Source organism: Alkalihalobacterium sp. APHAB7 (assembly GCF_048323755.1).
Taxonomy (GTDB): domain Bacteria; phylum Bacillota; class Bacilli; order Bacillales; family Bacillaceae_F; genus Alkalihalobacterium.
Genome location: NZ_JBLWFS010000017.1, coordinates 13635 through 37963, shown reverse-complemented (window position 1 = coordinate 37963; position 24329 = coordinate 13635). Strand labels below are relative to the sequence as shown.

The 24329-nt window shown below is 36.8% G+C and carries 20 protein-coding genes; 4 read left to right on the top strand and 16 right to left on the bottom strand.

Annotated features, from left to right (window positions below; genetic code table 11):
* The first annotated feature begins 439 nt into the window (after nt 1-439).
* Nucleotides 440-1843, top strand: coding sequence for an LVIVD repeat-containing protein (locus tag ACNSTQ_RS15675; RefSeq protein WP_418200761.1), 1404 nt, complete (start codon nt 440-442; stop codon nt 1841-1843).
* A 98-nt stretch (nt 1844-1941) separates the two neighbouring features.
* Here ACNSTQ_RS15675 and iadA read toward each other — a convergent pair whose 3' ends face one another.
* Both iadA and ACNSTQ_RS15665 read right to left on the bottom strand, forming a co-directional pair.
* The gene (gene iadA / locus ACNSTQ_RS15670; protein WP_418200760.1) at nt 1942-3111 is read right to left on the bottom strand and encodes a beta-aspartyl-peptidase; all 1170 of its coding nucleotides are present in this window, start codon (nt 3109-3111) and stop codon (nt 1942-1944) included.
* A gap of 262 nt (nt 3112-3373) precedes the next feature.
* The gene (locus ACNSTQ_RS15665) at nt 3374-4570 is read right to left on the bottom strand and encodes an ornithine--oxo-acid transaminase (protein ID WP_418200759.1); all 1197 of its coding nucleotides are present in this window, start codon (nt 4568-4570) and stop codon (nt 3374-3376) included.
* Nucleotides 4571-4795: 225 nt separating this feature from the next.
* Here ACNSTQ_RS15665 and ACNSTQ_RS15660 point away from each other — a divergent pair, with 225 nt between their 5' ends.
* Nucleotides 4796-6211: a sigma-54 interaction domain-containing protein gene (locus ACNSTQ_RS15660; RefSeq protein ID WP_418200758.1), complete on the top strand. Its 1416-nt coding sequence runs from the start codon at nt 4796-4798 to the stop codon at nt 6209-6211.
* A gap of 250 nt (nt 6212-6461) precedes the next feature.
* On the opposite strand, the gene ACNSTQ_RS15655 is transcribed toward ACNSTQ_RS15660, so the two are convergent.
* The 4 genes from ACNSTQ_RS15655 to ACNSTQ_RS15640 all read right to left on the bottom strand — a co-directional run bounded on the left by ACNSTQ_RS15655 (nt 6462) and on the right by ACNSTQ_RS15640 (nt 10502).
* Nucleotides 6462-7379 (bottom strand): proline dehydrogenase family protein, encoded by a 918-nt coding sequence (locus ACNSTQ_RS15655; RefSeq protein ID WP_418200757.1) that lies wholly within the window; start codon nt 7377-7379, stop codon nt 6462-6464.
* A gap of 166 nt (nt 7380-7545) precedes the next feature.
* A complete protein-coding gene (locus tag ACNSTQ_RS15650; RefSeq protein WP_418200756.1) occupies nt 7546-8571 on the bottom strand; it encodes a potassium channel family protein in 1026 nt (341 codons plus the stop codon).
* 79 nt (nt 8572-8650) lie between these two features.
* Nucleotides 8651-8863: a hypothetical protein gene (locus ACNSTQ_RS15645; RefSeq protein WP_418200755.1), complete on the bottom strand. Its 213-nt coding sequence runs from the start codon at nt 8861-8863 to the stop codon at nt 8651-8653.
* A gap of 550 nt (nt 8864-9413) precedes the next feature.
* The gene (locus ACNSTQ_RS15640; protein WP_418200754.1) at nt 9414-10502 is read right to left on the bottom strand and encodes a D-alanine--D-alanine ligase family protein; all 1089 of its coding nucleotides are present in this window, start codon (nt 10500-10502) and stop codon (nt 9414-9416) included.
* A gap of 319 nt (nt 10503-10821) precedes the next feature.
* On the opposite strand from ACNSTQ_RS15640, the gene ACNSTQ_RS15635 reads away from it, so the two are divergent.
* Nucleotides 10822-12600, top strand: a complete 1779-nt coding sequence (locus tag ACNSTQ_RS15635) for a methyl-accepting chemotaxis protein (protein ID WP_418200753.1) — start codon at nt 10822-10824, stop codon at nt 12598-12600.
* Nucleotides 12601-12672: 72 nt separating this feature from the next.
* On the opposite strand, the gene ACNSTQ_RS15630 is transcribed toward ACNSTQ_RS15635, so the two are convergent.
* The 5 genes from ACNSTQ_RS15630 to ACNSTQ_RS15610 form a co-directional block, all read right to left on the bottom strand.
* The gene (locus ACNSTQ_RS15630; RefSeq protein WP_418200752.1) at nt 12673-12816 is read right to left on the bottom strand and encodes a lmo0937 family membrane protein; all 144 of its coding nucleotides are present in this window, start codon (nt 12814-12816) and stop codon (nt 12673-12675) included.
* Between the two features lie 114 nt (nt 12817-12930).
* Nucleotides 12931-14055, bottom strand: a complete 1125-nt coding sequence (locus tag ACNSTQ_RS15625) for a Ger(x)C family spore germination protein (protein WP_418200751.1) — start codon at nt 14053-14055, stop codon at nt 12931-12933.
* Nucleotides 14052-15149, bottom strand: a complete 1098-nt coding sequence (locus ACNSTQ_RS15620) for a GerAB/ArcD/ProY family transporter (RefSeq protein WP_418200750.1) — start codon at nt 15147-15149, stop codon at nt 14052-14054. The genes ACNSTQ_RS15625 and ACNSTQ_RS15620 overlap by 4 nt, the downstream gene beginning before the upstream one ends.
* A gap of 4 nt (nt 15150-15153) precedes the next feature.
* Complete coding sequence (locus ACNSTQ_RS15615; protein ID WP_418200749.1) at nt 15154-16659, bottom strand: spore germination protein; 1506 nt, start codon at nt 16657-16659, stop codon at nt 15154-15156.
* Nucleotides 16660-16836: 177 nt separating this feature from the next.
* Nucleotides 16837-17622, bottom strand: coding sequence for a Cof-type HAD-IIB family hydrolase (locus ACNSTQ_RS15610; RefSeq protein ID WP_418200748.1), 786 nt, complete (start codon nt 17620-17622; stop codon nt 16837-16839).
* A 328-nt stretch (nt 17623-17950) separates the two neighbouring features.
* Between ACNSTQ_RS15610 and ACNSTQ_RS15605 the strand changes: the two genes are divergently transcribed.
* Complete coding sequence (locus tag ACNSTQ_RS15605) at nt 17951-18466, top strand: DUF3231 family protein (protein ID WP_418200747.1); 516 nt, start codon at nt 17951-17953, stop codon at nt 18464-18466.
* A 120-nt stretch (nt 18467-18586) separates the two neighbouring features.
* On the opposite strand, the gene ACNSTQ_RS15600 is transcribed toward ACNSTQ_RS15605, so the two are convergent.
* The 5 genes from ACNSTQ_RS15600 to ACNSTQ_RS15580 all read right to left on the bottom strand — a co-directional run bounded on the left by ACNSTQ_RS15600 (nt 18587) and on the right by ACNSTQ_RS15580 (nt 24227).
* Nucleotides 18587-18898 (bottom strand): DUF5634 family protein, encoded by a 312-nt coding sequence (locus ACNSTQ_RS15600; protein ID WP_418200746.1) that lies wholly within the window; start codon nt 18896-18898, stop codon nt 18587-18589.
* 375 nt (nt 18899-19273) lie between these two features.
* A complete protein-coding gene (locus tag ACNSTQ_RS15595; protein WP_418200745.1) occupies nt 19274-20512 on the bottom strand; it encodes a Ger(x)C family spore germination protein in 1239 nt (412 codons plus the stop codon).
* Nucleotides 20505-21602 carry a GerAB/ArcD/ProY family transporter gene (locus ACNSTQ_RS15590; RefSeq protein WP_418200744.1) on the bottom strand — a complete coding sequence of 366 codons (1098 nt, stop codon included), beginning with the start codon at nt 21600-21602 and terminating at the stop codon, nt 20505-20507. The genes ACNSTQ_RS15595 and ACNSTQ_RS15590 overlap by 8 nt, the downstream gene beginning before the upstream one ends.
* Nucleotide 21603: 1 nt before the next feature.
* Nucleotides 21604-23130, bottom strand: coding sequence for a spore germination protein (locus tag ACNSTQ_RS15585; protein ID WP_418200743.1), 1527 nt, complete (start codon nt 23128-23130; stop codon nt 21604-21606).
* Between the two features lie 257 nt (nt 23131-23387).
* Nucleotides 23388-24227 (bottom strand): DUF2935 domain-containing protein, encoded by an 840-nt coding sequence (locus ACNSTQ_RS15580; protein ID WP_418200742.1) that lies wholly within the window; start codon nt 24225-24227, stop codon nt 23388-23390.
* Nucleotides 24228-24329 lie beyond the last annotated feature (102 nt).

Here is a 24329-nt window from a genome sequence, read left to right as displayed (position 1 = left end):
TTAATCCCCTTGCTTCTCCGTCTTCTACTCCTCTTATTGTACCGAATTTTTGATCTCGTAACTAGAAAAACCGTTTCAAAAGCGGCAATATATTGCAGTTAAATCCTTCAAAAAATGTTATATATAGAGCTGATTTTTCACTTTTTTTATAAAATCTTATAAAAACCCTACTTTTACACTAAATTGATAGTACTTACTTTTTTTAACATGATAATTGAACTAACTTTCACGAGAAAAAGTAGATTTTCTCACAATACTTTTATCGCATTTATATAAATTCAATATATTGAACAAACCTCTTTAAATAACCACGTCCCGCTACTAATCTACTATAAAATTTCGACTGTCGAAATACCAAGAACGTTAAATATAGTGAACAAGATAAAATATAGATATAATCTGAAATGTAATAAAATTCAAATAATTGGAGGTCGTTCGTTTGAACAAAAAGAAATTATTTATTAATACTACACTGGCAGGAGTCCTCGCATTCTCAGCATTTTCTCCTGTTGTATTTGCACATGATGCGCTGGAAGAAGGCGTTTCAAAAGAAGCTTATGTATTTGATCATGATGCAATTCAAACTTTAACCCATTCCATGACAGGAGAGAAAAACCTCTCGTTCCTAAGAGAAGCTGCTGCCGTACAAATTGAAGTAAAAAATGGAGTTCAAAATAATATGGCGGATGTCTATGCCCATAAAGGCTTTGCTTATACTGGCACCCATACGGCAAATGGCGCGAACGGTGGCGTAAGAGTCTTTGACCTAAAAGACCCTTCAAATCCAGTTGAAGTCGCAGTTTTTGCAGATGAGATTCCAAATACTTGGCAAGAAAAAGTAATTGTTAAATCTGTTAATACTCCACATTTTAAAGGCGACTTAGCAGCAGTAAGTTTACAGCAAACCTCTAGAAATAATGCTAACAGACCAAACAGTGTCGGCGGTGTGTTACTTTATGATGTAACGGACCCTTATAACCCAGAGCGCTTAGGCTTTTATGAATTAGATCGAATAATTACAGGGACACATGAGCTCTACTTAACAACGCAAGGAAATCGTGCTCTTGTCCTAGCTTCAAATCCATATGCAGACTATTACACTCACGGAGAACAGAAAGACTTTCAAATTATTGATGTAACTAACCCAGCAGAACCTGAATTATTATGGCAATGGGATCCAAGAGAGCTAGATGAAGTCGCAGAAGATTTCAACGGTTACCACTGGGCATCTCCAGACGGGAAAACACGCCCTGTATTTAATCATAGTGTAATTACCGACAATAACGCACAACATGCTTATGTGTCGATGTGGGATTTAGGGACAGTGATTTTCAATATTAAAGATCCAGAAAATCCAGTTTACCTTGGACGAACAGAATATGCAGACAACCAAAAAGGTGCAGCTCACTCTGCAGCACTTGCTAAAGGTGGAACTGTTCTGATTGAAACTCGTGAAATCGCTAATCCACACGGTGCAAGATACGAAAGCGCCTACGGTTATACACGCATTTTTGATATTAAAGATAAGACAAATCCAGTATTACTAAGTGAATTTAAAACAGACTTAACGTATGATTTTTCTGCTCCTGTTGTTTCGTTTGCTAAGACTGTCCATGATCCAAAAGTTCACGGAAACACTTTATACTTATCTTACTATTCAGGTGGTGTTCTAGCCGTTGATATTACCGATCCTAGTAACCCTGTAGAAATTGCTCGCTACACACCAGAAGGTTCAAACGTTTGGGGCGTATTTGTAGACAGAAACTATGTATTAGCATCTGACATGGGGCAAGGACTTAAAGTTCTTCTTAAAAACAATGGCAATAGTCATGGTAGAAACTAAATCACCCACTACGAAACTACAAACGAAACGGAGTGCCAGTGCACTCCGTTTTGTCTGTACTAACAAGATTTAAATTACCGGTTCTTATTACTTGAGACTTATTCAAATGTCCCTTTCACAAGGACATCGCCTTCCCACATCATCTTTTGCCCTAAAGCAATAACGGACTCTATGTCATACGTTTCTTGATCGAGGAAAACGAGATCGGCATCCCTTCCTGCTTCAATATAACCCTTCGTAGTAAACTTTAATATATCAGCAGGATTCGAAGTGATGACCTTTATCGCTTTTTCCACCTCTATTTTTTCGTCAATAATTGCATCTTTGACCTCTTTGTATAATGACGTCACTCTACCGACTTGTAATCCGATAAACACTCCGTTTTCATCAAACTCTGGTAAACTAGCTTGTCCGTCAGAAGTAAAAGTAATATGTTCAAGCGGCACTCCAGCATCCAGCATTTCTTTTAGACCTTCACTGCATTTCACTTGACCTTTCGTCACTTTTTTCTCAATACTCGACGTTGTGAAATCGACATACCCGCCGTTTTTAGCATAGTTAATTCCCGCCTCAAATAACTTCCGATTCCGGTTAATGTGAGTCGGTAAAAACTGTCGGATTGGAATATCTGTCTTTTCTACAACTTCTTCAATTAAAGAAAGCCTTGAAGTGCTATCACCAATATGGACATTTACAATTCCTGCTTTCCCAGACAGCATTCCTGCGACTCGCGCTTGAGAAGCTATCTTAGCTAACTCCTCATATGTAGGTTGCGAAGAGCGGTGATCAGCGATTGCAATTTCTCCAGCACCGATGATTTCTTCTATTAAAATAATGTCATCTTCAACACTGCCAGTTAATGTTTTAACAGGGACTTGGTAAGAGCCTGTCTGAATAAAACAGGACACCCCTTCTTCTTTTAAACCTTTTGCTTTGGCCACAAGACTTGCCATCGTTCGTGTTGTTCCGTCTGTCCCAATGACACCCACTAAAGTCGTAATTCCACCTCTTATCGCATCTGAGAGTTGAAGCTCCGGCGTTCGTGTCCGATAACTTCCTTCGCCGCCTCCTCCCATAATATGAACATGGTTATCAATAAACCCTGGAACAACAAGTTTTCCTTCTGCGTCCAGTACCTCTACATTAGGAAGCCCTTCTACATTGATGTGGTCATCCATTGCTCCTATTCGGCGATCCACAATTAAAATATCTTTTTTTCCTTGAAACTCAGGACTATACACCGTTCCATTTTTTATGAGCTTAATCATCCGTACCACCCTTTCGTTATTGGAGTATAAATTTATGTATATAAATTCTATTTTGCAATATTATTCTTTATTTTACAAAGATTTAATTAGGTTATGTATGTTTTGCACCTACTTATAAAGCAACCTTAACTTCCCTTTTATAAATTAGGAAGTCAAAAAGCCGGCTGAAGTCAGGATTTGAAGTATGATTAAACATTTAACCATTACCACTCCAAAAGTACTTTTCCTTTAGCCGGCTTTTCATTATCTAATTTTATTTTGTTTATGATGCTTTAAAAACAGCGCGGACCCGCTCAAGTGCCCAATCTAATTCTTCTTGAGTAATCACAAGTGGTGGTGCGAAACGGATGACATTTTCATGGGTTTCCTTGCAAAGCAGTCCTAGTTCTTTGAGTTTTTCACAATAAGGTCTGGCAGGGACCGTTAATTCAATTCCAATAAATAATCCCCTTCCTCTCACCTCATGAATATGAGGATGGTCAATTTTTTTTAGTTCACTTAGTAGATATGCACCTAAATTTGCTGACTTTTCAACTAAGTTTTCTTCTTCAAGTACTTCTAAAGATGCAACTGCAGTAGCACATGCAAGTGGATTTCCACCAAATGTTGAACCGTGTGAACCTGGATTGAATACTCCTAGTACGTTCTCATCACCCGCAACAGCCGAAATCGGCATAACTCCACCACCCAGCGCCTTTCCTAATATAAACATGTCTGGGTCAACCTTCTCCCAGTCACACGCAAACCATTTGCCCGTTCTTCCTAACCCTGTTTGTATTTCATCAGCGATAAATAATACGTTTTTTTGTTTACAAAGTTCATAAGCTTTTAATAAAAATCCTTCAGGTGGAATATTAATCCCTGCTTCACCTTGAATTGGTTCAACAATAAATGCCGCTGTATTCTTTGAAATGGCATTTTTTAAGGCCTCTAAATCACCGTAAGGGACTACTTTTATTCCAGGAAGCATTGGGCCAAAACCTCGTTTATATTCCTCACTAGAAGACATCGATACTGCGGTCATCGTACGGCCATGAAAATTTTCTTCACAAACGATAATTTCCGCTTGATTGTCTTCCACACCTTTGACATCGTATGCCCAACGTCTTGCCGCTTTTACAGCTGTTTCTACCGCCTCTGCACCTGTATTCATCGGTAAAACCATGTCTTTTCGTGTTAGTGCAGTTACTTTTTCATAAAAATCGCCTAATTTATCATTGTGAAAAGCACGTGACGTAAGCGTAATTCGGTCTGCTTGGTCTTTTAATGCTTGTATAATTTTCGGGTGGCGATGCCCTTGGTTTAATGCAGAGTACGCACTTAACATATCCATGAAGCGAGTTCCTTCAGGGTCTTCAACCCACACACCCTCACCTTTGGCGATGACAATCGGAAGCGGATGATAATTTTTGGCACCATATTTCTCCGTCTTTTCAATAATTTCAGTTGTTCTAGTCATTTTCAATTCCTCCAGTCCTTGATCTTTTCTACTTTTACTTATTGCAAAAGTTGTGCCAACTTTAAAGTACTTAGAGTCGCTTAATAGAGCTAGTTTTCCTTTTTCAAATCGTATAAAACATTTTTTTTGCACATCATTCCGTTAAATTGTTTTTCATGCAAAAAATATTTGCTTGTAAATAATGAATCTTCTATACTTTTACATAGGATGAGAGGATGGTGAATTATGGAGCAGAATAGTTCTAACATCGATCATGATAAGTTAATAAAAATACTGACCACTGTCATTCAAGAATTAGATGTTGGTATTCATGTCGTCAATAAAAATGGGGAAACAATTTTATATAATCATAAAATGTCAGCTATTGAGTCGATGAATGCTCAAGATGTGACTGGCAAAAACATTCGAGACGTTTTTCAATTCCCGAATGAACAGACGAGTACACTACTTCAAGCTTTAGAAAAAAATCAAACAACTAAAAATGTAAAGCAACAGTATTTCAATAATAAAGGCGAGGAAATTATCACAATTAATCATACGTATCCTTTTCTTTACAACGATAGACTTGAAGGTGCTTTTGAAATTGCAAAAGACGTAACAAAGATGGAGAAACTGTTTCGCCAAAACAGACGAAACCAAAATACACGATATTCTTTTGATAGCATTATTGGTACAAGTCCAGCGATTAAGGAAGTTATTGAAGATGCGAAAAGGGTTACACGCACGCCTTCCTCGGTTCTGATTACTGGTGAAACAGGTACAGGAAAGGAAATATTTGCTCAAAGCATTCATAATGGGAGCGAGCGTGCAGATCAACCTTTCATTTCTCAAAACTGTGCTGCACTGCCTGATAATCTAATTGAGGGGCTTTTGTTTGGGACAAAGCGAGGTTCTTTTACCGGTGCAACGGATCATCCAGGTTTATTTGAACAAGCACAAGGCGGGACGTTATTACTTGATGAGATTAATTCTTTAAACCCTAATCTTCAAGCCAAATTACTAAGAGCGATTCAAGAGAAAACCATCCGAAGAGTCGGTGATACGAAAGACCGTAAAATTGATGTTCGAATTATTTCAACCATTAATGAAGATCCAATTAACGCGATTGCAGAAGGCCGTTTACGTAAAGATCTCTATTACCGTCTAAGTGTCGTTTCATTATTTATCCCACCGTTGCGCGAAAGATTAGAAGATATCGAACCGTTAATGAAACACTTTATTGACCTTTATAATTACAAATTCCAGATGAATGTTAAAGGGGTTGCAAATGACACACTCCAACATTTATATCACTACGATTGGCCAGGAAATGTCAGGGAATTAGAACATATGGTTGAAGCTGCAATGAATTTAATGATAGATGAAGAAGAAATTACAATGACATATCTACCTAGGATATTCCAACAGCGATTTCTTTCACAACAGCAGATACAAGTTAAAGTCGAAACACGAAAAGAAAGTGATATTCAACCGAATGTAGGTCTACCCCTAAAAACCTATTTAGAAAAAATAGAAGAACAATACGTCAAATCTGCATTATCAGCACATAATGGTAATATTTCTAGAACGGCCGAAGCATTAGGACTCAGCCGCCAAAACTTGCAATACCGCATTCGAAAGTTTAAAAATAAACAAGGATAGCGTAAGTGACTGGAACATTAAAAAGAGGAGTATAGATTTTCACGAACTGTCTCCTCTTTTTATGCGGCTAAAGAGTTTAGTTGATTTGTTTTAAGAGCCAAGGCTTTTCCCTCTACCGCTCATCATTCCTCATTTTTGGCTTCTCCTGATAATGTCATCTAGGATACATCAAACGGAGTAATTGTTTAAACCCCAACTCTAATCAGTTACTAGAAAAGATACTTATATTACTAGTTAATATTTTCTAACGTTACTTCGAAAACAAGCCCCTCAATGCAAATGAAACATTTTGCGGGCGCTCCGCTAATCTTCTCATAAAATAGCCGTACCAATCTTTCCCGTAGGGTACATAAATTCTCATCGTATACCCTTCTTTTGCAATCTGTTCTTGTAGGTCTGTTCGAAATCCAAAAAGCATTTGAAATTCAAACTGGGTCTTCGGAATATTCTCTTGGTTACAAAAATCTTTTACTTTCTGAATAATCTCGTGATCATGAGTTGCGACCGCTGTATAACTTCCGCTTCGTAAATGCTGTTTGATGATCTTTAAATAATTGGAGTCAATTTCATCTTTTTTCTGAAAAGCAACTTCAGGTAATTCTCTATAGGCACCTTTTACGAGTCGAAGATTTACTCCCTGTAATTTCTTCACATCATCTAACGCTCGATACAAATAGGCTTGAATGGCTGTTCCTATTAAACCATCATATTCTTTTCTTAATTCTTCAAGAATATCTATCGTTTGTTGACAGTGCGAATAATCTTCCATATCAATTCGAACAAAAATATGATGCTTTTTTGCATAGGATAAAATGGTTTTCATATTTTCATAACAGAATTGTGGTTCAACATCTAAGCCGAGTTGTGTTAGTTTAAGAGAGAGATTACAGTTTACACCCGTTTTAGCAATCGCATTTAACGTTCGAATACAATAATCAGTGGATGCAGCAGCCTCCTCTTTCGTTTTTACAAATTCACCTAAATGATCCACGGTACAAACTAACCCCTTTTCATTTAGTTCACGCACAGCCTTCATTGCTTTAGAAATTGTTTCACCCGCTACAACTTGAGAAGCGCCTAATTTTAACCCCCATCTTCTGGCACCGCGATTTAATAGTTGATTTTTAGAAAGGAACAAAAAGAAGTTTCTAAGTATTACATGCATCATCTGCAAAACCCCTTACTTCTGTTGTCCAATACATTTTAGAGTGTTGTATGCAATATATATTCATTCATATTTCACATACAGCATCATTATGTATTTGAACGACTTAGAAAGGGGTCTCTTTTTATCATCAAGCATTTTCCTACATGAGAGAATGTCTCTGCGGTCATCACATTAATTTAATTTTTTGATACGTGGGTTCATCACATATAACATATAGTTTGGCGTTGTCTGGAACTTCATCTTGAAGGCGGCGAATAATGCTAAAATCATTACTTTCAGACAGTAAATTAGCACCTATATTTTTCAAGGATTCAAATGCATCATTGTACGTTTTCCAATTTGGTTTTTTTTCAATTTCCCACACATTATCCCCGTATTCGCGGCTTAACAATTGCATAAATACTTTCGTTGATCCTTTATGCAATGCCGACTTTGCCATTAAATCAGAAAAAGCCTCACTAGATAACACAAATTCATCTACACAGGCATGTTTAAATGTTGGGATATGATTTTCCCTGACAATTTCGACAATGGTATAAATGTCCTTTTTCTTTTTACTGGCTAAGTGCTCTATTGATGAAGCAATCAAAAGGGATCTTCCATCAATTGACAGCGGGTCATTAATGGTATCGGGAGCAAAGATTAATACAGAATCTGCGTTAGTAATATTGGCCTTTTCAAGTGTATCAGGATCCGTCGCATCACCATGGATAAAATGGATGTAATCTTTGTCATAGGGCGTCACATGATGAAGGTCAATAATAAGGATATTTGCATCTTCTTTTGCTAGTAGAAGTTCATCAATTGTTTTTTTGGCTTTTTGAGACCAACCAATGATGACATAATGGCCACTTCCTTTAAAGCGCAATTTCCCTTCCTCCTTAAGCTTGCGGTACACGCCGATTCCTTCAACCATTTTTCCGATAAATACACCAATTAAAGTTATTCCAAATAGGTATAGAAAAAGAGCAAACCATTTCCCTGCTACTGTTTGCGGAACAAAATCACCATATCCTGTCGTTGTTATCGTTGTCATAACATACCAAAAACCTATAAATAAAGTTGGAAAAGTCTCAGGTTCTAAATAATGAACAATAAAGGAGCTAAGAACAATGAAAATAATAGTACCTAGAACTAATGTCACGTTCTTGATCTTTACAACTATTTTCATTAAGTCGAAGATAAATAACACGCCTCCCACTCCTATCTATCTATCGGTGCCAGGCACCTTTAACATAGCACAGTACTAAAGGTGCCTGGCACCGATGTTTTTACAGGTTTTCGTTTTGTTGTTTAATTTCTTCTCCTGCTATGCCTTGATTGGCTTCTTCTTGTTCTTTATGTTCGTTTACTGAATCTCCGGCATAGTATGGATTTGAGTTTTGTGGTGCATAGCTACTCACATCGGAACGGATCGTATATTCTTCTCTTTCAGGGGTATTCGTTAATGTTGGTTTATTTTCAGCCATATTCTTTTTCTTCATTTGGAGCACCTCACATAGCTTGATTTTTTACATAGGTTTAGCAAATCTCGAATAAAAAGAAGTTCTATACATCTTCTTATGTATAACCATTACCTTGAAACGGACTTGCAGGTAACACCTTCATTATTATAGTCCCTAAAAAACACAGGAAATATGTACTTTCGTGTTTATCGGTTATATAGTGTTATATTTTTAGGGAACTCACAGGCCTTTATTTAATTAAAATTCATACTTTTACCACTATTAGAGCACTGGGAGGCCCTTATATTCATCAAATCTTGTGAAACCCTCTGTTTTTTCAAGCAATAAGGGCCTCTGAGTGCCTTAAACCTTAGAAAACATTGTTATTGACACAAATAAGGGCCCCTGGAGTCCGCTTCCACCTTTTGCAGCAGTCGACTTTAAATCTCAATTAAACCAAATGCTTCTAAACCATAAAAATAGAGGTTTAAATCATCATTGATTTAAACCTCTATTTTGTACGTTATATAATATTTTATTCCAATAGCTTAAGCTCTTATCCGAGGATCAGCCATAATATTGCACTACTTTACGCTATTTGATTTTCAAAAATACCTTGTAAATACGCATTTACTCTCATAGCATTTTCAATTAACTGTTCATTTATCGGTAAACCATACCTTGTCAGCGTGACGTATAAGAAGTACGCAATAAACTCTGAGTAATCAACCTGGCTATTTTCGGCCATAAATGCAAGTGACCCTGTTAATGACAACGAAGGAGTTCCATTCACATCTATAACATATACTCGCCCATCTTCACCTTCTCGTAAATCTAGACGAATTAAATCACGTGCTCCAAGTGCTTGAAATACTTGCATAGCCGTATCTTTTATTTTAGCACCTACTGGTGACGCAGCAAGAATAATCTCAAATTCACTGCGGGACTGATGCTCCACCATTTTCACTTCTTGACTACGAACATTAAACGCTTCAGGAAATGCAATGACTGGAAGAACGTTCGGTACACCGTTACCGATCACACCAACCGTGTATTCTCTGCCCGGTAAGTACGTTTCAGCAAGGATCGGTTGATCACCAATCTTTTCCCGCAATTGCTGTAATTTCAATAATAAGTCGCTGCGATTTCTAACGATTGATCTCTCATCAATCCCAATACTGCAACCACCACCGCATGGCTTAAGGAACATTGGATATCCTACGACGTATTCAACTCGATCGATATTATCGTTATCTTCTTGAACATCACTAAAAACGAAGAAACGAGGAATGGAAATCTCTTTTTGCCCTAGCTTTTCATACGTAATATCCTTATTACGGCAAGCTTCCATCGCTTGGACATCGGAATGTGAGTACGGTACACCTAATCCTTCAAGTACCGCTCTTATACTTAAAGCACCTGATCCATCATACAAGGTTTCTGGTTCATCTAGAAAACCTTCTGCAATTACAAAAGCTAAGTCAGGGTTATTCACCTGAATCGCCTCTGCTAATTGTTCCTTACTAAATAGATTAAGAGGAATTACTTCCATTTGATAAGATTGAAAAACTGTTGTTAACCGTTGTACTGTTTTAGTAGAGGCACATTCTCGAAATGCCTCTGTTCTTTCCTCATCAGGTACCCAATTATAGACGAATAAAATTCTTAACGTCGTCACTTCCTACTCCCCATTCCAATATAAATTAAAGTTATATAAACAAGAAAATTATACTTAGATAGGTGCCCTGAAGCAATATGAAAATTTGCGAAAAAACACGTTTTTCATAAATAAAAAGATTGACATTTTTTTGTTTTTTACTCGGTATAAACCTTTTATTAACTAAATCTTCACACACAGAGCTTATTATCAGGTCATCTGATATTTTTTTTGTAACTTCCAAAGAAAAAATATAGTAATATATGATTAGGTAGTTTGTAGTTAAAAGGAACTGCAAACCACTACAATTCGTACCTACATAGAAAAGGAGCACAACAAGATGAAGCACAACTCGAATTCCAATTTTTCACAAGGGCTTACGTTTAAATTTTTAGTATTAGTTATAGCTTCCCTACTGCTAGTGAGTAGCACAATCGGTATCACTAGTTACTTTTATGCCAAACAAGAACTAATCGAGGGGGGAAAACTGCACCTTCATGATATTACTGAAGCTGCATTAGACTCTATCCAATTACTAAATGATCAAGTGAATCAAGAAAATTTATCTATGGAAGATGCTCAAAATATAGCTCGACAGCATATTAGTGGCCCTTTTTCAAACGTTGAGGAAAAAATAAGAGACTATACGCAATCACCATTTGTATACAAAACGGATGGCTATATCTTTGGATATGATAGTCAGCATATCGCACAAATTCACCCTAACGGACTTGAAGGTACTGACTTAACAAACCTTCAAGATGCACAGGGAGATTATTTAATACAAAACTTAGTCAAAACATCAAAACTTGAAAATGAAAATGATCGTTTTTATAAATATGATTGGCTAAACCCAAACGAAAATATTGCTCGTGAAAAAATAGCGTATTTAGTTTATTTTGAACCTTGGGACTGGATGATTGGAATAGGAGCATATACTGAAGAATTTTACGAGTCTCTAGAAGCCTTGAAATATATTATCGTTTTCATCGTTCTTCTTTCTACAACTTTAGGAGCGACAATTACCTTTATTTTTATTAGAAAAATAATTCTGCTCATTAAAAAATCAAACGACGTTGCTACAGAACTTAGCCACGGCAATTTAAATGTAGAAACAGTTACCCATAATGGAAAAGATGAGGTTAGTTCGTTATCAAGATCTATTGATCACATGGTCCAAAATTTAAAAGGGATTGTATTTAATGTGAGAGAGAATAGTGAGAAAGTAGCGTCCTTCTCAGAACAAGTCACAGCAAGTGCTGAGCAAACAGCAACTGCAACCAATCAAATTACAGAAGCTATACAAAAAGTAGCGGTGACTGCTGATGACAACAATCAGATGACACTAGACACTATTGATTCATTGAAAAAAATGTCTCAGAACGTCAGTGAAATGGATCATGTATTCTCATCAGTTATTGAACTTTCAACCAATGCACTTAACGAAGCTTCTTCAGGAGAAAACCTGATCGAACAATCTATTCAACAGATGAATGAAGTAAATCGAGTCGTCGAGACATCTTCAAATGATATCGAACAATTAAATAAACATGCACAAGAAGTAAGTAGCATTATTAATATCATAACGGGAATTTCTAGCCAGACCAACTTATTAGCCTTAAATGCAGCGATAGAAGCTTCAAGAGCTGGTGAAGCTGGTAAAGGGTTTGCAGTCGTAGCGGAAGAAGTTCGAAAACTTGCTGAACAATCTGCTCAAGCTGCTAATCAAGTCATCTCAATCATCAACCAAATGCAAGATGGAGCAAGTGAATCTGCACAATCTATGAATAAAGTTATCAATGAAGTGAATGAAGGAAGAAATTTAATACACAAAGCTGGAACATCCTTCTATGGAATTGTTCAAAATAACCAAGGATTATCAGAACAAATTCAGCAAGTATCTACACTATCAAGTGAAGTTTCAAGTGCTTCTAAACAGCTATTAAATCAATCAGAAAATGTTCTTCAATCAACAGCTGATTTAACATCAGATTATCAAACAATAGCTTCTGCGTCCGAAGAACAACTTGCTTCAATGGAGGAAGTTACAGCTTCTATGACACACCTAAATGAACTAGCAAAAGAATTACAAAATATTGTAGACCAATTTAAAATGTAACTTACTTTAAAGTAGGGACAGGTTTATGTGACATAAATCGGATTAAAGAGGCTGACAAAAACGTCAGCCTCTTTAGGTTCGCCTTCCTGTCAACAAGTTGAAAATGACTAAAATTAATGCTATGACAATAAGCAAATGAATAATCCCGCCTGCTATTTCAAAAGAAAAACCTAGTAACCATAATAATACGAGTATACCGATTAACGTCCAAAACATATCATCACCTCATAAGAATTTGTGTTAATCAGATACCCGATTGTTAAAAAGTTAATCTTAGTCTCACAAAATCGGAACTTTTTACTTAGATGATTAAGGTAGTCTATAACAACATTATCTAATCGTCCCTGTTGAAATAATCCTTACTTCAACATGAGCCGTAACTTTGGTCTGTTTCAAAACCTCGTTCCAATTTTCCTTACTCCATTCTCTTGGAGCTTTCACACGAAAGTATTCGCCAAATCCCCCAGGATCGACACCTAACTCTTGAAACTGACGAACCGTCTTCATTACCCGCTCTTCTAATCCCTTACTAATCTTCTCTTCAACCTCTTTTCTTTCTTCTAAACTGGCTAAATCGCTTGCCCCGTCATAATCAACAATACTTCCTCGAACATAAAAATGGAGAAACAACTCAGGGTTTTCTAAATCACCATTTGCTTCTGCACTAAACTTCGTGGACACAAATTTTAAAATTGCCATCTCTCGTTCATCATCACCGTTTGGTCCAGGAATCATAACGGATATATCAGGCAAGTTTTTTCTTTTCTTCATCGCTTGTACTAATTTAGATTCTTCCGCATCTAGCATCCCTACCATTTTATCTCCACTAAAAAGAGCGACATTCGTAATTTTCAACGAATTTTCATTTACAATTTCAAGGTAAGGTGTCGAAGGGTCGGATACTTCATCGGTACTTTTATTGATAAAGTAATGAATAGTTGTAAACGGACTAAATGCAGTCATTACTCTTGGTTTTAATAATTCATTTAAATAGACGTTGATTTCGGGTTTGTCCTTATAATCTCGCTTAATCACCTCTTCAGTCGTCCCTTTAACGACTGCAATAAAAATATTAGTCCCCACTTGCGGATCACGATATAAGTTTTCAAGTACTTTCCATAACCCTACTTTTGTTGCATACTCCTCGCTAAATAAAAGAACACGTAATTGAAGAGGAGACAGCACCTTTTCTGTTAAAGTGGAGATGTCCATAACCGATTGATGCGGCATCCGTACAACCGTTGAGAAGCTTTGAACTTGTTCTTCAGCATCATGTTGAGGTTGAGGAAGGGAGATATTAACCTTAATCCTTTCATCATCAACATAATCAAACCCCATAACACCAATCATCCCGAGATCCTCAATAACTGGCCGTTGAACGTTTGGATCATCACAACCAACTAATACTCCTGCTAAAACGAAGACAAACAACATACTGGAAAAAAAGAGTTTCATACCGACACCCCTTTCTCCTTATTACGCTTAAAGAATTGAACGATGAGCAAAAGTATGGGGAGCAAATGAATTCCATAACCATAGAAAACAGCCCATTGGTCGTAAATTAACGTTTGTAAATGAAATGAAATTGGACCAAGGAATAAGAATAAACCAATCACGGCACATCCATACAAATGCCATGTTCGGTTTTTATGTTTTGAAAATAAGGCATCCATTCCTTTTTTTGCAACCCAAAGGTAGGCAGACGCTGTCGATAATGCTAAGAACACCCAAATAGCTGTCCCGAACGTTTCAATTCGTTCAATAAATGCTAATTGAACCGCTTGAAATAAATTGAGAACGGGAAATAATAAATTATCCAATTGCCATGGTGAAAAATAAACGACACTCGCTAAAGAAACAGCAACATAAAAAAGTACCGCTAACCAAATACCAATGGAAGCATGTAAAAAAGCTTTTTTTTGGTTCATGATATATGGATAATAAAATAAAATCAGTCCGAAGCCAAACATAGCAGATGCCCCGCTATGCAGTGCCTGTAACCATGCAGACACACTGACTTCAAAGGTCGGTATGGCATGGATCCAATTTCCAGATTGATATGCCCATTTAAGATAATAGATCAGCCATGCCGTGAAAAAAAACGCAAACATACAAAAACGAGCTATTGATTTAATACCACCATTCACAATGCATATTAAAACAATAAAGAATACGATCCCGATCCAGGTCATTGTATATTCAGGCAAGGTTACCGTTTGAACCACCCTTAAATATCTTTGACTTACAGACGTCAAGGCAACTAACGCATACAATAACAAAAAGAAGTTCAGTACTTTCCCGATTATATGACCAAGCAGTTTTTCATTCATTTTAAATAATGAGTCGGTTGGATATTGTTTACACAAATAAATAATAGGGATGAGCGTAAGATTAGCAAGCACTCCAAGTAAAATGGGGACTAGCCACAAATTATACCCTGCTTGACTCATATCATTCGGCAATGAGAATAATGAAATTCCGACCATCGTATTTTGAGTTAGAAATACGACATGATAGGCATTTAATTTTTTAAACTTACCAGTATCCATACGTCTACTCCTCATCTAATGGACGAACAAGATCCTTTTTCGCCCTAGAGATTCCAGGTCTCTGCATAAAAAAGTTTCCAGGTGCACGTAGAATGCTGTTAAATAAATCAGACCATTTTCTAGGAATGATAGGTGTAATAAAAGGTGAACCAAGAGAAGTTAGATTAGATATATGATTGAACAACCAAGCTAACGTAAGCATTTGACCAAACATGCCAAGAGCACCCGCAGCAAAAATAAATAAGTAACGAATAAATCGAATGGCGTTACTCATCATGAAATTCGGTGGAATAAATGATAATAAAGCAGTAATAGCAACTAGTACGATTAAAATATTACTTGCCAATCCAGCTTCAACTGCTGCTGTTCCAATTACTATCCCTCCAACGATACCTATCGTTTGTCCAATCTTGGTCGGCATTCGGGCACCAGCTTCACGAAGAACTTCAATAACAAGTTCAATGACGAGTACTTCAATAACTGGCGGAAACGGAACTTGTGATCGTGATTCCGCTAATAAGGTTAGTAATTGCTGTGGAAGCATTTCTGGATGAAAGGTGAGAACCGATACATAAGATGATGTTAATAATACTGAAATAAAAAATCCTGCTAACCTTAAAGATCGTAATAAAGTAGCTGTTGTCCAGCGGTTATAATAGTCTTCTGGGGTTATAAACAACTCCAAAAATGTAGCTGGCAGTATCGCTGCTTCAGGACTACCATTCATCATTACAATAACTTTTCCATTCAACAATTCATTGACAACATTATCCGTACGAATCGTCATTCCGAATTGCGGAAAGGGAGAGAACGGCTTATCTTCTAGTGCTTGCTTGAGAACAGGCATCCCAATAAAACCATGGTACTCGATATTTTGTAAACGTGATAAAACACGTTGCACATTTTCTTCATTCGCAATATTTTCTAAATATATAACGGTCACAGTATTCTTCGTCTCTGTACCTAATAACATCGACTTCGATTTTAAATACGGTGAACGAATTCTTCGTTTGATTAAAGATAAATTCGTTTGCAAACTTTCCACAAACGAATCTTGAGGTCCCAATACCGTCGTTTCATTTTCTGGTGCTGTAATGGAACGTTCGGGAACATTAAAAGTATCGATCCCTATAGCCAGGTTATCTCGTTCAAATAACAGAACCGTAAAGCCGCTTAAAATATGATGTAATAGATTCGAAAGTTCATCATGTTCAAAGGTTTCAAAGTCTTTAAATATCTCATTTACCTGACCCGACTGTTTTTCATCGATTGGATTAAAAACAACTTGATGCAGTAATGTTGTATCGACGATCGAAGCAAGATAGATCAGAATCGCTGTTTGGTCGCCAACTTTGATGTCTTTCATGACCAAGTCATCTATATCTTGTAAGCTGTGAGAAATTGCATCCTTCGTTATCACTTGTTTTGTATTAGGGTTTGCTGCAATTGTATCATGAGGTTGTGGTCCAACTGATTTCTTCACTTTGTTCAAATACCATTTCCAAAACACTCGCGACAAACTCCTTTGTACTTGAGGTCTTTGTTATTTTTCCCCACAGTGAATACTCATTATGTACAAAAAAAGAAAAATCTTTCGGAAATAGAAATATATCTCATTATTTGCATAATTCATACAAGCCTAGAAAAACAGACAAGAGCCCCATAGTGGATGCTCTTGTCTACATTTTCAAATAGTTAAATGGCTTTTATTTTGATAGTGATATAAAAACTCAGTTACACCATCTTCTTCATGGCTGGTCGTCACAAACTTTGTTGCTCTCTTAACCTCGATTAACCCATTTCCCATGGCTACTCCAATGCCGACATTTCTAAGCATTTCGACATCATTAGGGCCATCGCCAAAGGCAGCCGTTTCTTTAGGGTCAATTCCATATTCATCTAAAATCCTTTTTAAGCTATGCCACTTGGTTACGGGCTTTTTTGTGATTTCAACACTATCACCCCAGTTAATGATTTGTAACTGTGGGTTGATTTGGGAAGCTAGATCACGGGCAATCCTTGGACTTTCGAAATCGACCATTATCTTTAAAATAGGCTCGTCTTTACAAACATCTTCATTAGCTAATCCCCACATATCAAAGAGAGAGTTCCCTTGTTTGCTGTGTACTTGATAATTGTATTTTGATGTATGACTAATAATAAGTTCTGCATGATCGGTTACCTTATCATAGACTTCATCAACTAAGTGATTACCCATTGGTTCATCATTAACAACTTGTTGAATTTCACGATCATACACGACTGCACCATTTAGGCAAATCATTGGAGTGTTCAGTTGAAGCTGTTCGTGAATAGCCACAGTCATATTAATGGGACGTCCAGTAGCAAGAATAATTTTTACACCTTGTTCTTTTTGTTCTAATAAATAATCTTTATTCCTTCTAGACACCACGCCGCTTTTATCGAGTAAAGTGCCATCAAGATCGAGAACAATTGCTTTTACATCTGGCATATTAAACTCCTTTATTATGCTAATTAATGTACTTATGGACAATATACCAGTTGAATGTAAATGCACGATGTGATTAATGTTAATGATTGTAAAAAGTTAGGACGTATTGTAAATTACATATTTTTACTTTCTTCGGCTTTATGAAGGACACTTCGCTTTGAATTCTTCCTTGGTTTGTCCTTCAGCGGCTTTGAAGGACTTGGCATCTGCTGCTCCACCAAATCGGAACTACTTATTTTTTAACCATACCACTTATTTTTTCCCTTTCATGCTTGAACGAAAATAGGATCATAATAGCTATGTACCAAGATTGAAGGAGGAGATTTATATGGGTATTTTAGGTGGAAATCAAAAAGATGAACCTTTACACTACGGGGAAATTTCTAGCTTATGGGCTTATTTATCGGGAGTAAATGCACACATTGCTGAATATCAGACACTGTTTAATCATACGGGAGATGACGACCTTAGGAAATTTATTGAAGACAAAATAAACAGTGCAATGAAGCCACAAGCACAAGAAATTGAAACGATTTTAAAAGATAATGGCATTGCTATACCTCCAGCACCTCCTGAACGTGCAAAAGCAAATATTGAAGATATACCTGCTGGAGCGAGATTTAATGATGCAGAAATCGCAAATGCCATCAGCATGAACATTGCAACAGGACTTGTAGCCCTAAGTAAAATCATGGGGCAAAGTACTCGCGAAGACATCGCTATAATGGCAGGTAAGTTTCATGTTGAAAAAGCACAATACGGCCTTCGCATTCTAAGAATGCAAAAGGAAAAAGGTTGGCTCATTGTTCCCCCGTTACACACAAAAGTACCTGAACTTGTCTAAAGAGTGAATGAATGATCTCTTATACCTACTTGGGTACGAGAGATCATTCTTATTTTTTCTATATTTTTCTTTCCAGTAACGAGAACGTAATTCTAATGAAGAGCTCCTTATACCATACTCCTATTGTTCAAACCCTTTATCCATTTCTGCAAACACTTCTTCTAGTGACGAAAAACCTCTCCTATCACCATCATCTGTTTCAATAACCCATTCTTGTTTTTCTGGTCTTAACAGCCTGTCTTCATTTATTACATATGGCGTGTGTGTCATAAACACTTCACCATTTTTTCTAACTGTGTATCCAATATAATAATGATTTCCTTCGCCTTGCTCTTCGAAAATACCTATATCTTCCACATTATACTTATCCATAATTGGTCTTAAAGTTTCGTTCATTTCATTTAGTATAGCTTCCCTCGATAAATACTCCATATGTTTTCTCCTTTTTCATCAAACTTATTATTCATAATATGGATTAATAGCTGCTTGTTTATCCATTTAGCGCTTTTAAAGATTATTGTTGAGTTTGGGCTGTACTGAAACCTTTCAGTATCAGAAAAGCGCGTGAAATTAATTTTCACCTGCAGTTTCCAAGCTCTCCCTTTAATAATATATTTATGTACTACCCAATTTTAGTGCTATACCCTCATAATCAGCCAAAAAGGTAAGACCACTAACGGAATACATAGGAAAATAAGAAATACAACAAATCCACGCTGTTCTTTATCGTGAAAAAGAGAACGAGCATACATGATTGTATAATAAACACAAAACAATGAAATTGGTACCATAATCCATTCCATATTCTCAATCCTTAATCAATTCAATATTAGGCGGTCTAAGTTGTTTCCCGTATTCTCTAATTTCAACGTTAACATCTAGATTTATTTCAGCATTTGGGTAGGTATTCATCCAGTCATAATCCCAGTACTCTTGTAATGTCAGAAAGTTTTTTCTTGCAATAAGCGACCAACGAAATGGATCCGCTTTAAATTGTTGCTGTGTTTTTTTGATAAATTTTCCTGCTACTTCAAGATATTTTCCCTCAATGTGCCGCTTAAGTAAATCTTGTTTTTCCAAATCTTGAATGTAATCAATATGACTAGTGATCGTAAGAATTTCTAATACAATTGGTACTTCCACATTTACAACCGGATACTCTTGATTGGTATTTATGCTGACCTTTGTTCGCTCTTCGTTATAAACTCTCGCGGTAATATGTTTTCCTTTGGCGAGTGGATCTTCATAAGTGACGACCATTGTACCTACTTCAATATAAGGTCGCAATACGATTGCAATTCTAGTTTCTTCACCCGTCAATGTTCCGATCATTTTTCCTTCTTTTATAACAGCCGAACCGATCGTTTGAACAGGGTTTCCTCCCTCCTTCTCGACCTGTCCAGCTGTGTACTCATCTTCCATCCCATTTTTTTTGGGGTCCACTTTCTCCGCGGTACTATATGTTGCTAAAAAGAGTCCAGCATCTTCCTCAAGCCTATGTAAATATTCATTTAACGTCGAATCTGGAATCAATCCTGTTTCTTCCCAGCGATCGGTCATAAGCTCAAAAAATTTATGTGGCCTCGTTTCTAATGTTGGATCATTACTACGAATATAATCAGCAGCTTTTTCCCGACAAACAATAAACGTTATTTTCCGATCGAATTCACGATCTCTGACAGCAGGTTTAATATAATCAACAAGCTCTTCTCCCCTAGCTATCTCTTCACTAACGACTAGTACCTTCATATGCGTAAAATTTGCTTCCCTTGAAACAAAAGAAACAAGCAGATCACGAGCAGAGATAAAATCTGGAGCATCTACGGTAATAATATCAGAGGCTTCTTCAGCTGTAGCTCCATTAGCCATCCCACTAGCTTCGGGATTTGCAATTTGATAGGTTATTTTCATCATCCCGTGACTTTCACTTTTATCTATACCGATTGCGATAATATAAGCTAACTCTTCTAAATCATTTCGATCCCAACACCCTGCTATCATAATGGTCGATACTAATATTATAAGTAGTAGCCATCGCTTAACCATTGAATCGTTCCTTTACTTTATTTGCTATCCATATCAACACCGGAAGCATCGTTACAAAATACCAACTTAGTTGAAGTAAAAACACATCTCTCATCCAAAAAGTGGTTTCGGTTTGATTTTCTGGAATTAATCCAACTAATAAAGTAAGACAGGCTAGTGGTAGTAAGATTGGCTTATAATCTTTTAACTGAAACATTGATGTTACGATAAATGCAGAAAGTAACAAGTAGATTGAAAACCTTACCACTGCAGCCATAATCCAGAATGCTAAGAAAAAACCCTCATAGCTCGTGACAATCGTTCCTACCTCAAGCATCTTCGTTAGCTGTTGAAACGGATATGCAATATGTGCGACCTGTGGGTAATCAAACATCATGACAAAATAGGCCATAGTGATCGTCATTTCCAAAACGATAAAACCAATTGCTAACAATGTTGCTGTCTTATAACTTTTATGGTCTCTAACCCACGGGAAAAATAATGCAATTAAAATAAATTCAAAAAAAATCGTATGATAAGAAAAGGACTCCTTTAATAAAACGTCCAATCCTGGCCCTGCTATAGGAAATAAAAAATCAAAATGAATTTCATTAATAATGAGCAAAAATAACAGAAATAAAACGATCTTAATATAGGGAAGAACAATCCAAGCTGTCCTTCCTACAGCTTCTAACCCAACCCTCGCAACGGCGAAACTACTACCTATTAACAAAAGAAAAATGATAAAAATGGGAGTGGTTGGGAAAAACATTGTACTAATAATGTTAACTGTGGTCCGCTGATTTAGTGCATTTGCAAAAATGATCGCAAAAAGTATGACCAGACAAATAATAAATCCTATATACTTTCCAGTAACGATAAAAACAATATCAACCAAGTTTTTGCTTTTATATTTTTTTAAGAGCGACAAAATGAGGAAAGTCGGTACCAGTATGATACCTCCAGCTACTAGAGGTAAAACCCAAGACGCGTTTTTTCCCGCCTCAAGTAGGAGCATAGGAGTACCATCTGACAATTTGATCCCTATTGAAATTAAAAATATAGCAAAAAGCTCTCTTGTCCCTACCTTCCCATCTGCTGGTTGAAGCATACTATTTCCCCCTCTGCTCAGTACCTCTAACTTTCTCTTTTGGAAACACATAGAATGGACGTAACCATTGTTTCCACACCGGGGGCCTTACGATCATATCTTTAGAAGAACGAGTATGCGGTGCTAGTGGTGAGAAAAATGGAACTCCAAATGATTTTGCATTATTCGCATAAGCAATGGCAAATACGAGAAAGATACCTATTCCGAAAAATCCCATGGTCGCAGCAAAAAATAGTACGATAAAACGTGTAATTCTTATAGTAAAGTTCATACTTATGTCTGGTATAGCAAACGAAGCTAAGCCAGTTATCGCAACGACTATCACGAGAATAGGGCTAATGATACCTGCTTCTACTGCAGCTTGTCCTAAGATTAGGGCTCCTACAATTCCAATTGTCGGTCCGATCGGTGTAGGAATTCGAATTCCAGCTTCTCGAAGTAATTCAAATGAAATTTCCATCATAATCACCTCTACAATGGCTGGAAAAGGCATACGTTCTCTTGTCGCTGCAATGGCTAATAATAAGTCAGTTGGAAACATCTCAATATGATAATTCGAAATCGCAATATATAGTGAAGGCACAAGTAACGCAATAAATAATGAAACCAAGCGAATTAGTCTAATAAAGTTCCCAAAAGCCCATCTGTGGTAGTAGTCTTCAGCTGTATGAAAAAGTCCCCAGAACGTGATCGGTAAGACTAAACAGGCTGGAGAATTATCCATTAATAAAACGATATGCCCTTCATTCAAAAAAGCACAAGCTCTATCCGGACGTTCGGAATATAAGATGGAAGGTATTAACGAGTATGGTCTTTCTTCAATATGCTGTTCAAGTATCGCTAAACCTTGTACTGCATCAACATCTATGTTTTCAATTCGATCACGGACATTTTTTAGCAGCTCGTCATTTACTAAAGTCCCAATATACATGAGGGAAACGCTTTGTATCGCATGATTTCCTACTGTTAATTCTTCCGTTACTAATTCTACATTTTTTAATTGTTTTCGAATGAGTGACCGATTAACAGAAACCGATTCAGTAAAGGATTCCAAAGGCCCTTTAATGACATTTTCAGTTTGAGGATGCTCTATGCCTCGATGTTCAAACGAAGTCGTCGCAATCGATATCGCGCTGTTCATCCCTTTAATAAACAGCAATGTTTGTCCACTGATTAATGCTGTAAGAAACTCTTTTTGATCCTTTATTACCTTCGCCTCTTTTACGGATAACACATTTTCTATTAAAAAGGGTTCCAACTCTTCTGTCGGTTCATAGACGAGCTGCATCTCTTGTAAAGGTTTAATAATATGAAGCTGTACGGCATCATAATCCACCATACCATTAACCAAAAATAACGTGGCATCTACATATATGCCACTTAACCGGATGTTTCTACAGGTAAGATCCGTGTTTTCTGGGTATGAAAACGTCTCTTTAATGAAAGTAACATTCTTCTCAAAGTAATTGTCCTCTTGAAGGCTTCTGTCCTTTTCTTGTTGTGGTCGTCTTTTAATTCGTCTCTTCAAGAAAAAATACCCCCATTTACCGCTGTATTACTACTATTTCCAAAAGGAGGATAATCATGTATACAGAATGATTTGTACTGAGGATGATTTTTTCTCATTAAAGTAACTCCATCATAAACTATCATGTTAAAGCAAACATATCGCTGTACCCATAAAAATAAGAGGTGACATCACATACGATTATCACCTCTTATTTGTCTGCTATTTAATTTTTTTCCCCAATAACTAAAACCCTCCATAATATATATTCTTTTCCCCTATTGCCCTACGGGAAAAGACGGCTTTAGTAATGAACATTGCATGGCTTCTTCTGTTAATTCCGGTGCAAATTTGCTTAAATGTTTGATAAAATAACAAGTTTCTGGAAAATGGTGTTCAAAAAAACGTAACGTTGTTCGAGTTAACACTTCTGTTCCTTCATACATTTCAACCACTTGTCTTATAAACTCATTCGTTTCTAATGTTGCTTCTCCAACTTCTCGAGCTAATCGATCCAAGCGTGGTAATCCATGCGGCATCACCTTTAAAAACCCTTTAATATGAAAATTTTGCAGGATAAACCCTCTAAACACGGTAATGTAGAGATCTGTTTGACTCGTAAGTCCGACTTCAATTGGATCCAATACGTTCCTCAAGAGTACCAAATGACCCACTTGATCTTCTAACCATAAATCGAGAAGGTCAACTAGTGGAAGCGGTGGGTAATCCTGCCCTTGAACATAATAACTAAGGATTCGTAAATATTCTCGATTTTCACTTAATGTACCATTTAAATATGTCGGTGTTAAATTCAGATTTACTAGATTTTGAAGTCGTAGCTGTTGCATATAACCTTCAAACTGATAATACTGGTTTGAAATGTTATGAGCCATCTTAGAAAACTCTACCATTTCCGGTGATGAAGCTGCTAAGCGTTGGTCTAATTGTTTCAATCGATCAAGTACGTCAGCAAATACACCAATATATTCATGCGCTATTTGTACCCACTCCGTTTCACTAGGCGATAAGTGATCTCTGACAAAATAGGCATGATCTTGTAATATTTCTAACCAAAACAGATGCTCTTCCCACGGACTAATTAATACTCGGTTTGACAAACTTTTATTCCCCCCTCATAATGTGCTGTTCTCCAAAATATATGTTTTGTATGGAGAATCATGAGGAGAAATTGAACAGAACTTTACAAAAAAGTGCCCTCC

Excerpts from the sequence above, each read along its gene's own strand:
- ACNSTQ_RS15665 (WP_418200759.1), bottom strand. The coding sequence starts at position 4,570 with ATGACTAGAACAACTGAAATTATTGAAAAGACGGAGAAATATGGTGCC.
- ACNSTQ_RS15595 (WP_418200745.1), bottom strand. The coding sequence starts at position 20,512 with ATGGTTAAGCGATGGCTACTACTTATAATATTAGTATCGACCATTATG.
- ACNSTQ_RS15620 (WP_418200750.1), bottom strand. The coding sequence starts at position 15,149 with ATGGATACTGGTAAGTTTAAAAAATTAAATGCCTATCATGTCGTATTT.
- ACNSTQ_RS15605 (WP_418200747.1), top strand. The coding sequence starts at position 17,951 with ATGGGTATTTTAGGTGGAAATCAAAAAGATGAACCTTTACACTACGGG.
- ACNSTQ_RS15590 (WP_418200744.1), bottom strand. The coding sequence starts at position 21,602 with ATGCTTCAACCAGCAGATGGGAAGGTAGGGACAAGAGAGCTTTTTGCT.
- ACNSTQ_RS15630 (WP_418200752.1), bottom strand. The coding sequence starts at position 12,816 with ATGTTTTGGACGTTAATCGGTATACTCGTATTATTATGGTTACTAGGT.
- ACNSTQ_RS15660 (WP_418200758.1), top strand. The coding sequence starts at position 4,796 with ATGGAGCAGAATAGTTCTAACATCGATCATGATAAGTTAATAAAAATA.
- ACNSTQ_RS15655 (WP_418200757.1), bottom strand. The coding sequence starts at position 7,379 with ATGATGCATGTAATACTTAGAAACTTCTTTTTGTTCCTTTCTAAAAAT.
- ACNSTQ_RS15610 (WP_418200748.1), bottom strand. The coding sequence starts at position 17,622 with ATGCCAGATGTAAAAGCAATTGTTCTCGATCTTGATGGCACTTTACTC.
- ACNSTQ_RS15645 (WP_418200755.1), bottom strand. The coding sequence starts at position 8,863 with ATGAAGAAAAAGAATATGGCTGAAAATAAACCAACATTAACGAATACC.
- ACNSTQ_RS15625 (WP_418200751.1), bottom strand. The coding sequence starts at position 14,055 with ATGAAACTCTTTTTTTCCAGTATGTTGTTTGTCTTCGTTTTAGCAGGA.
- ACNSTQ_RS15635 (WP_418200753.1), top strand. The coding sequence starts at position 10,822 with ATGAAGCACAACTCGAATTCCAATTTTTCACAAGGGCTTACGTTTAAA.
- ACNSTQ_RS15600 (WP_418200746.1), bottom strand. The coding sequence starts at position 18,898 with ATGGAGTATTTATCGAGGGAAGCTATACTAAATGAAATGAACGAAACT.
- iadA (WP_418200760.1), bottom strand. The coding sequence starts at position 3,111 with ATGATTAAGCTCATAAAAAATGGAACGGTGTATAGTCCTGAGTTTCAA.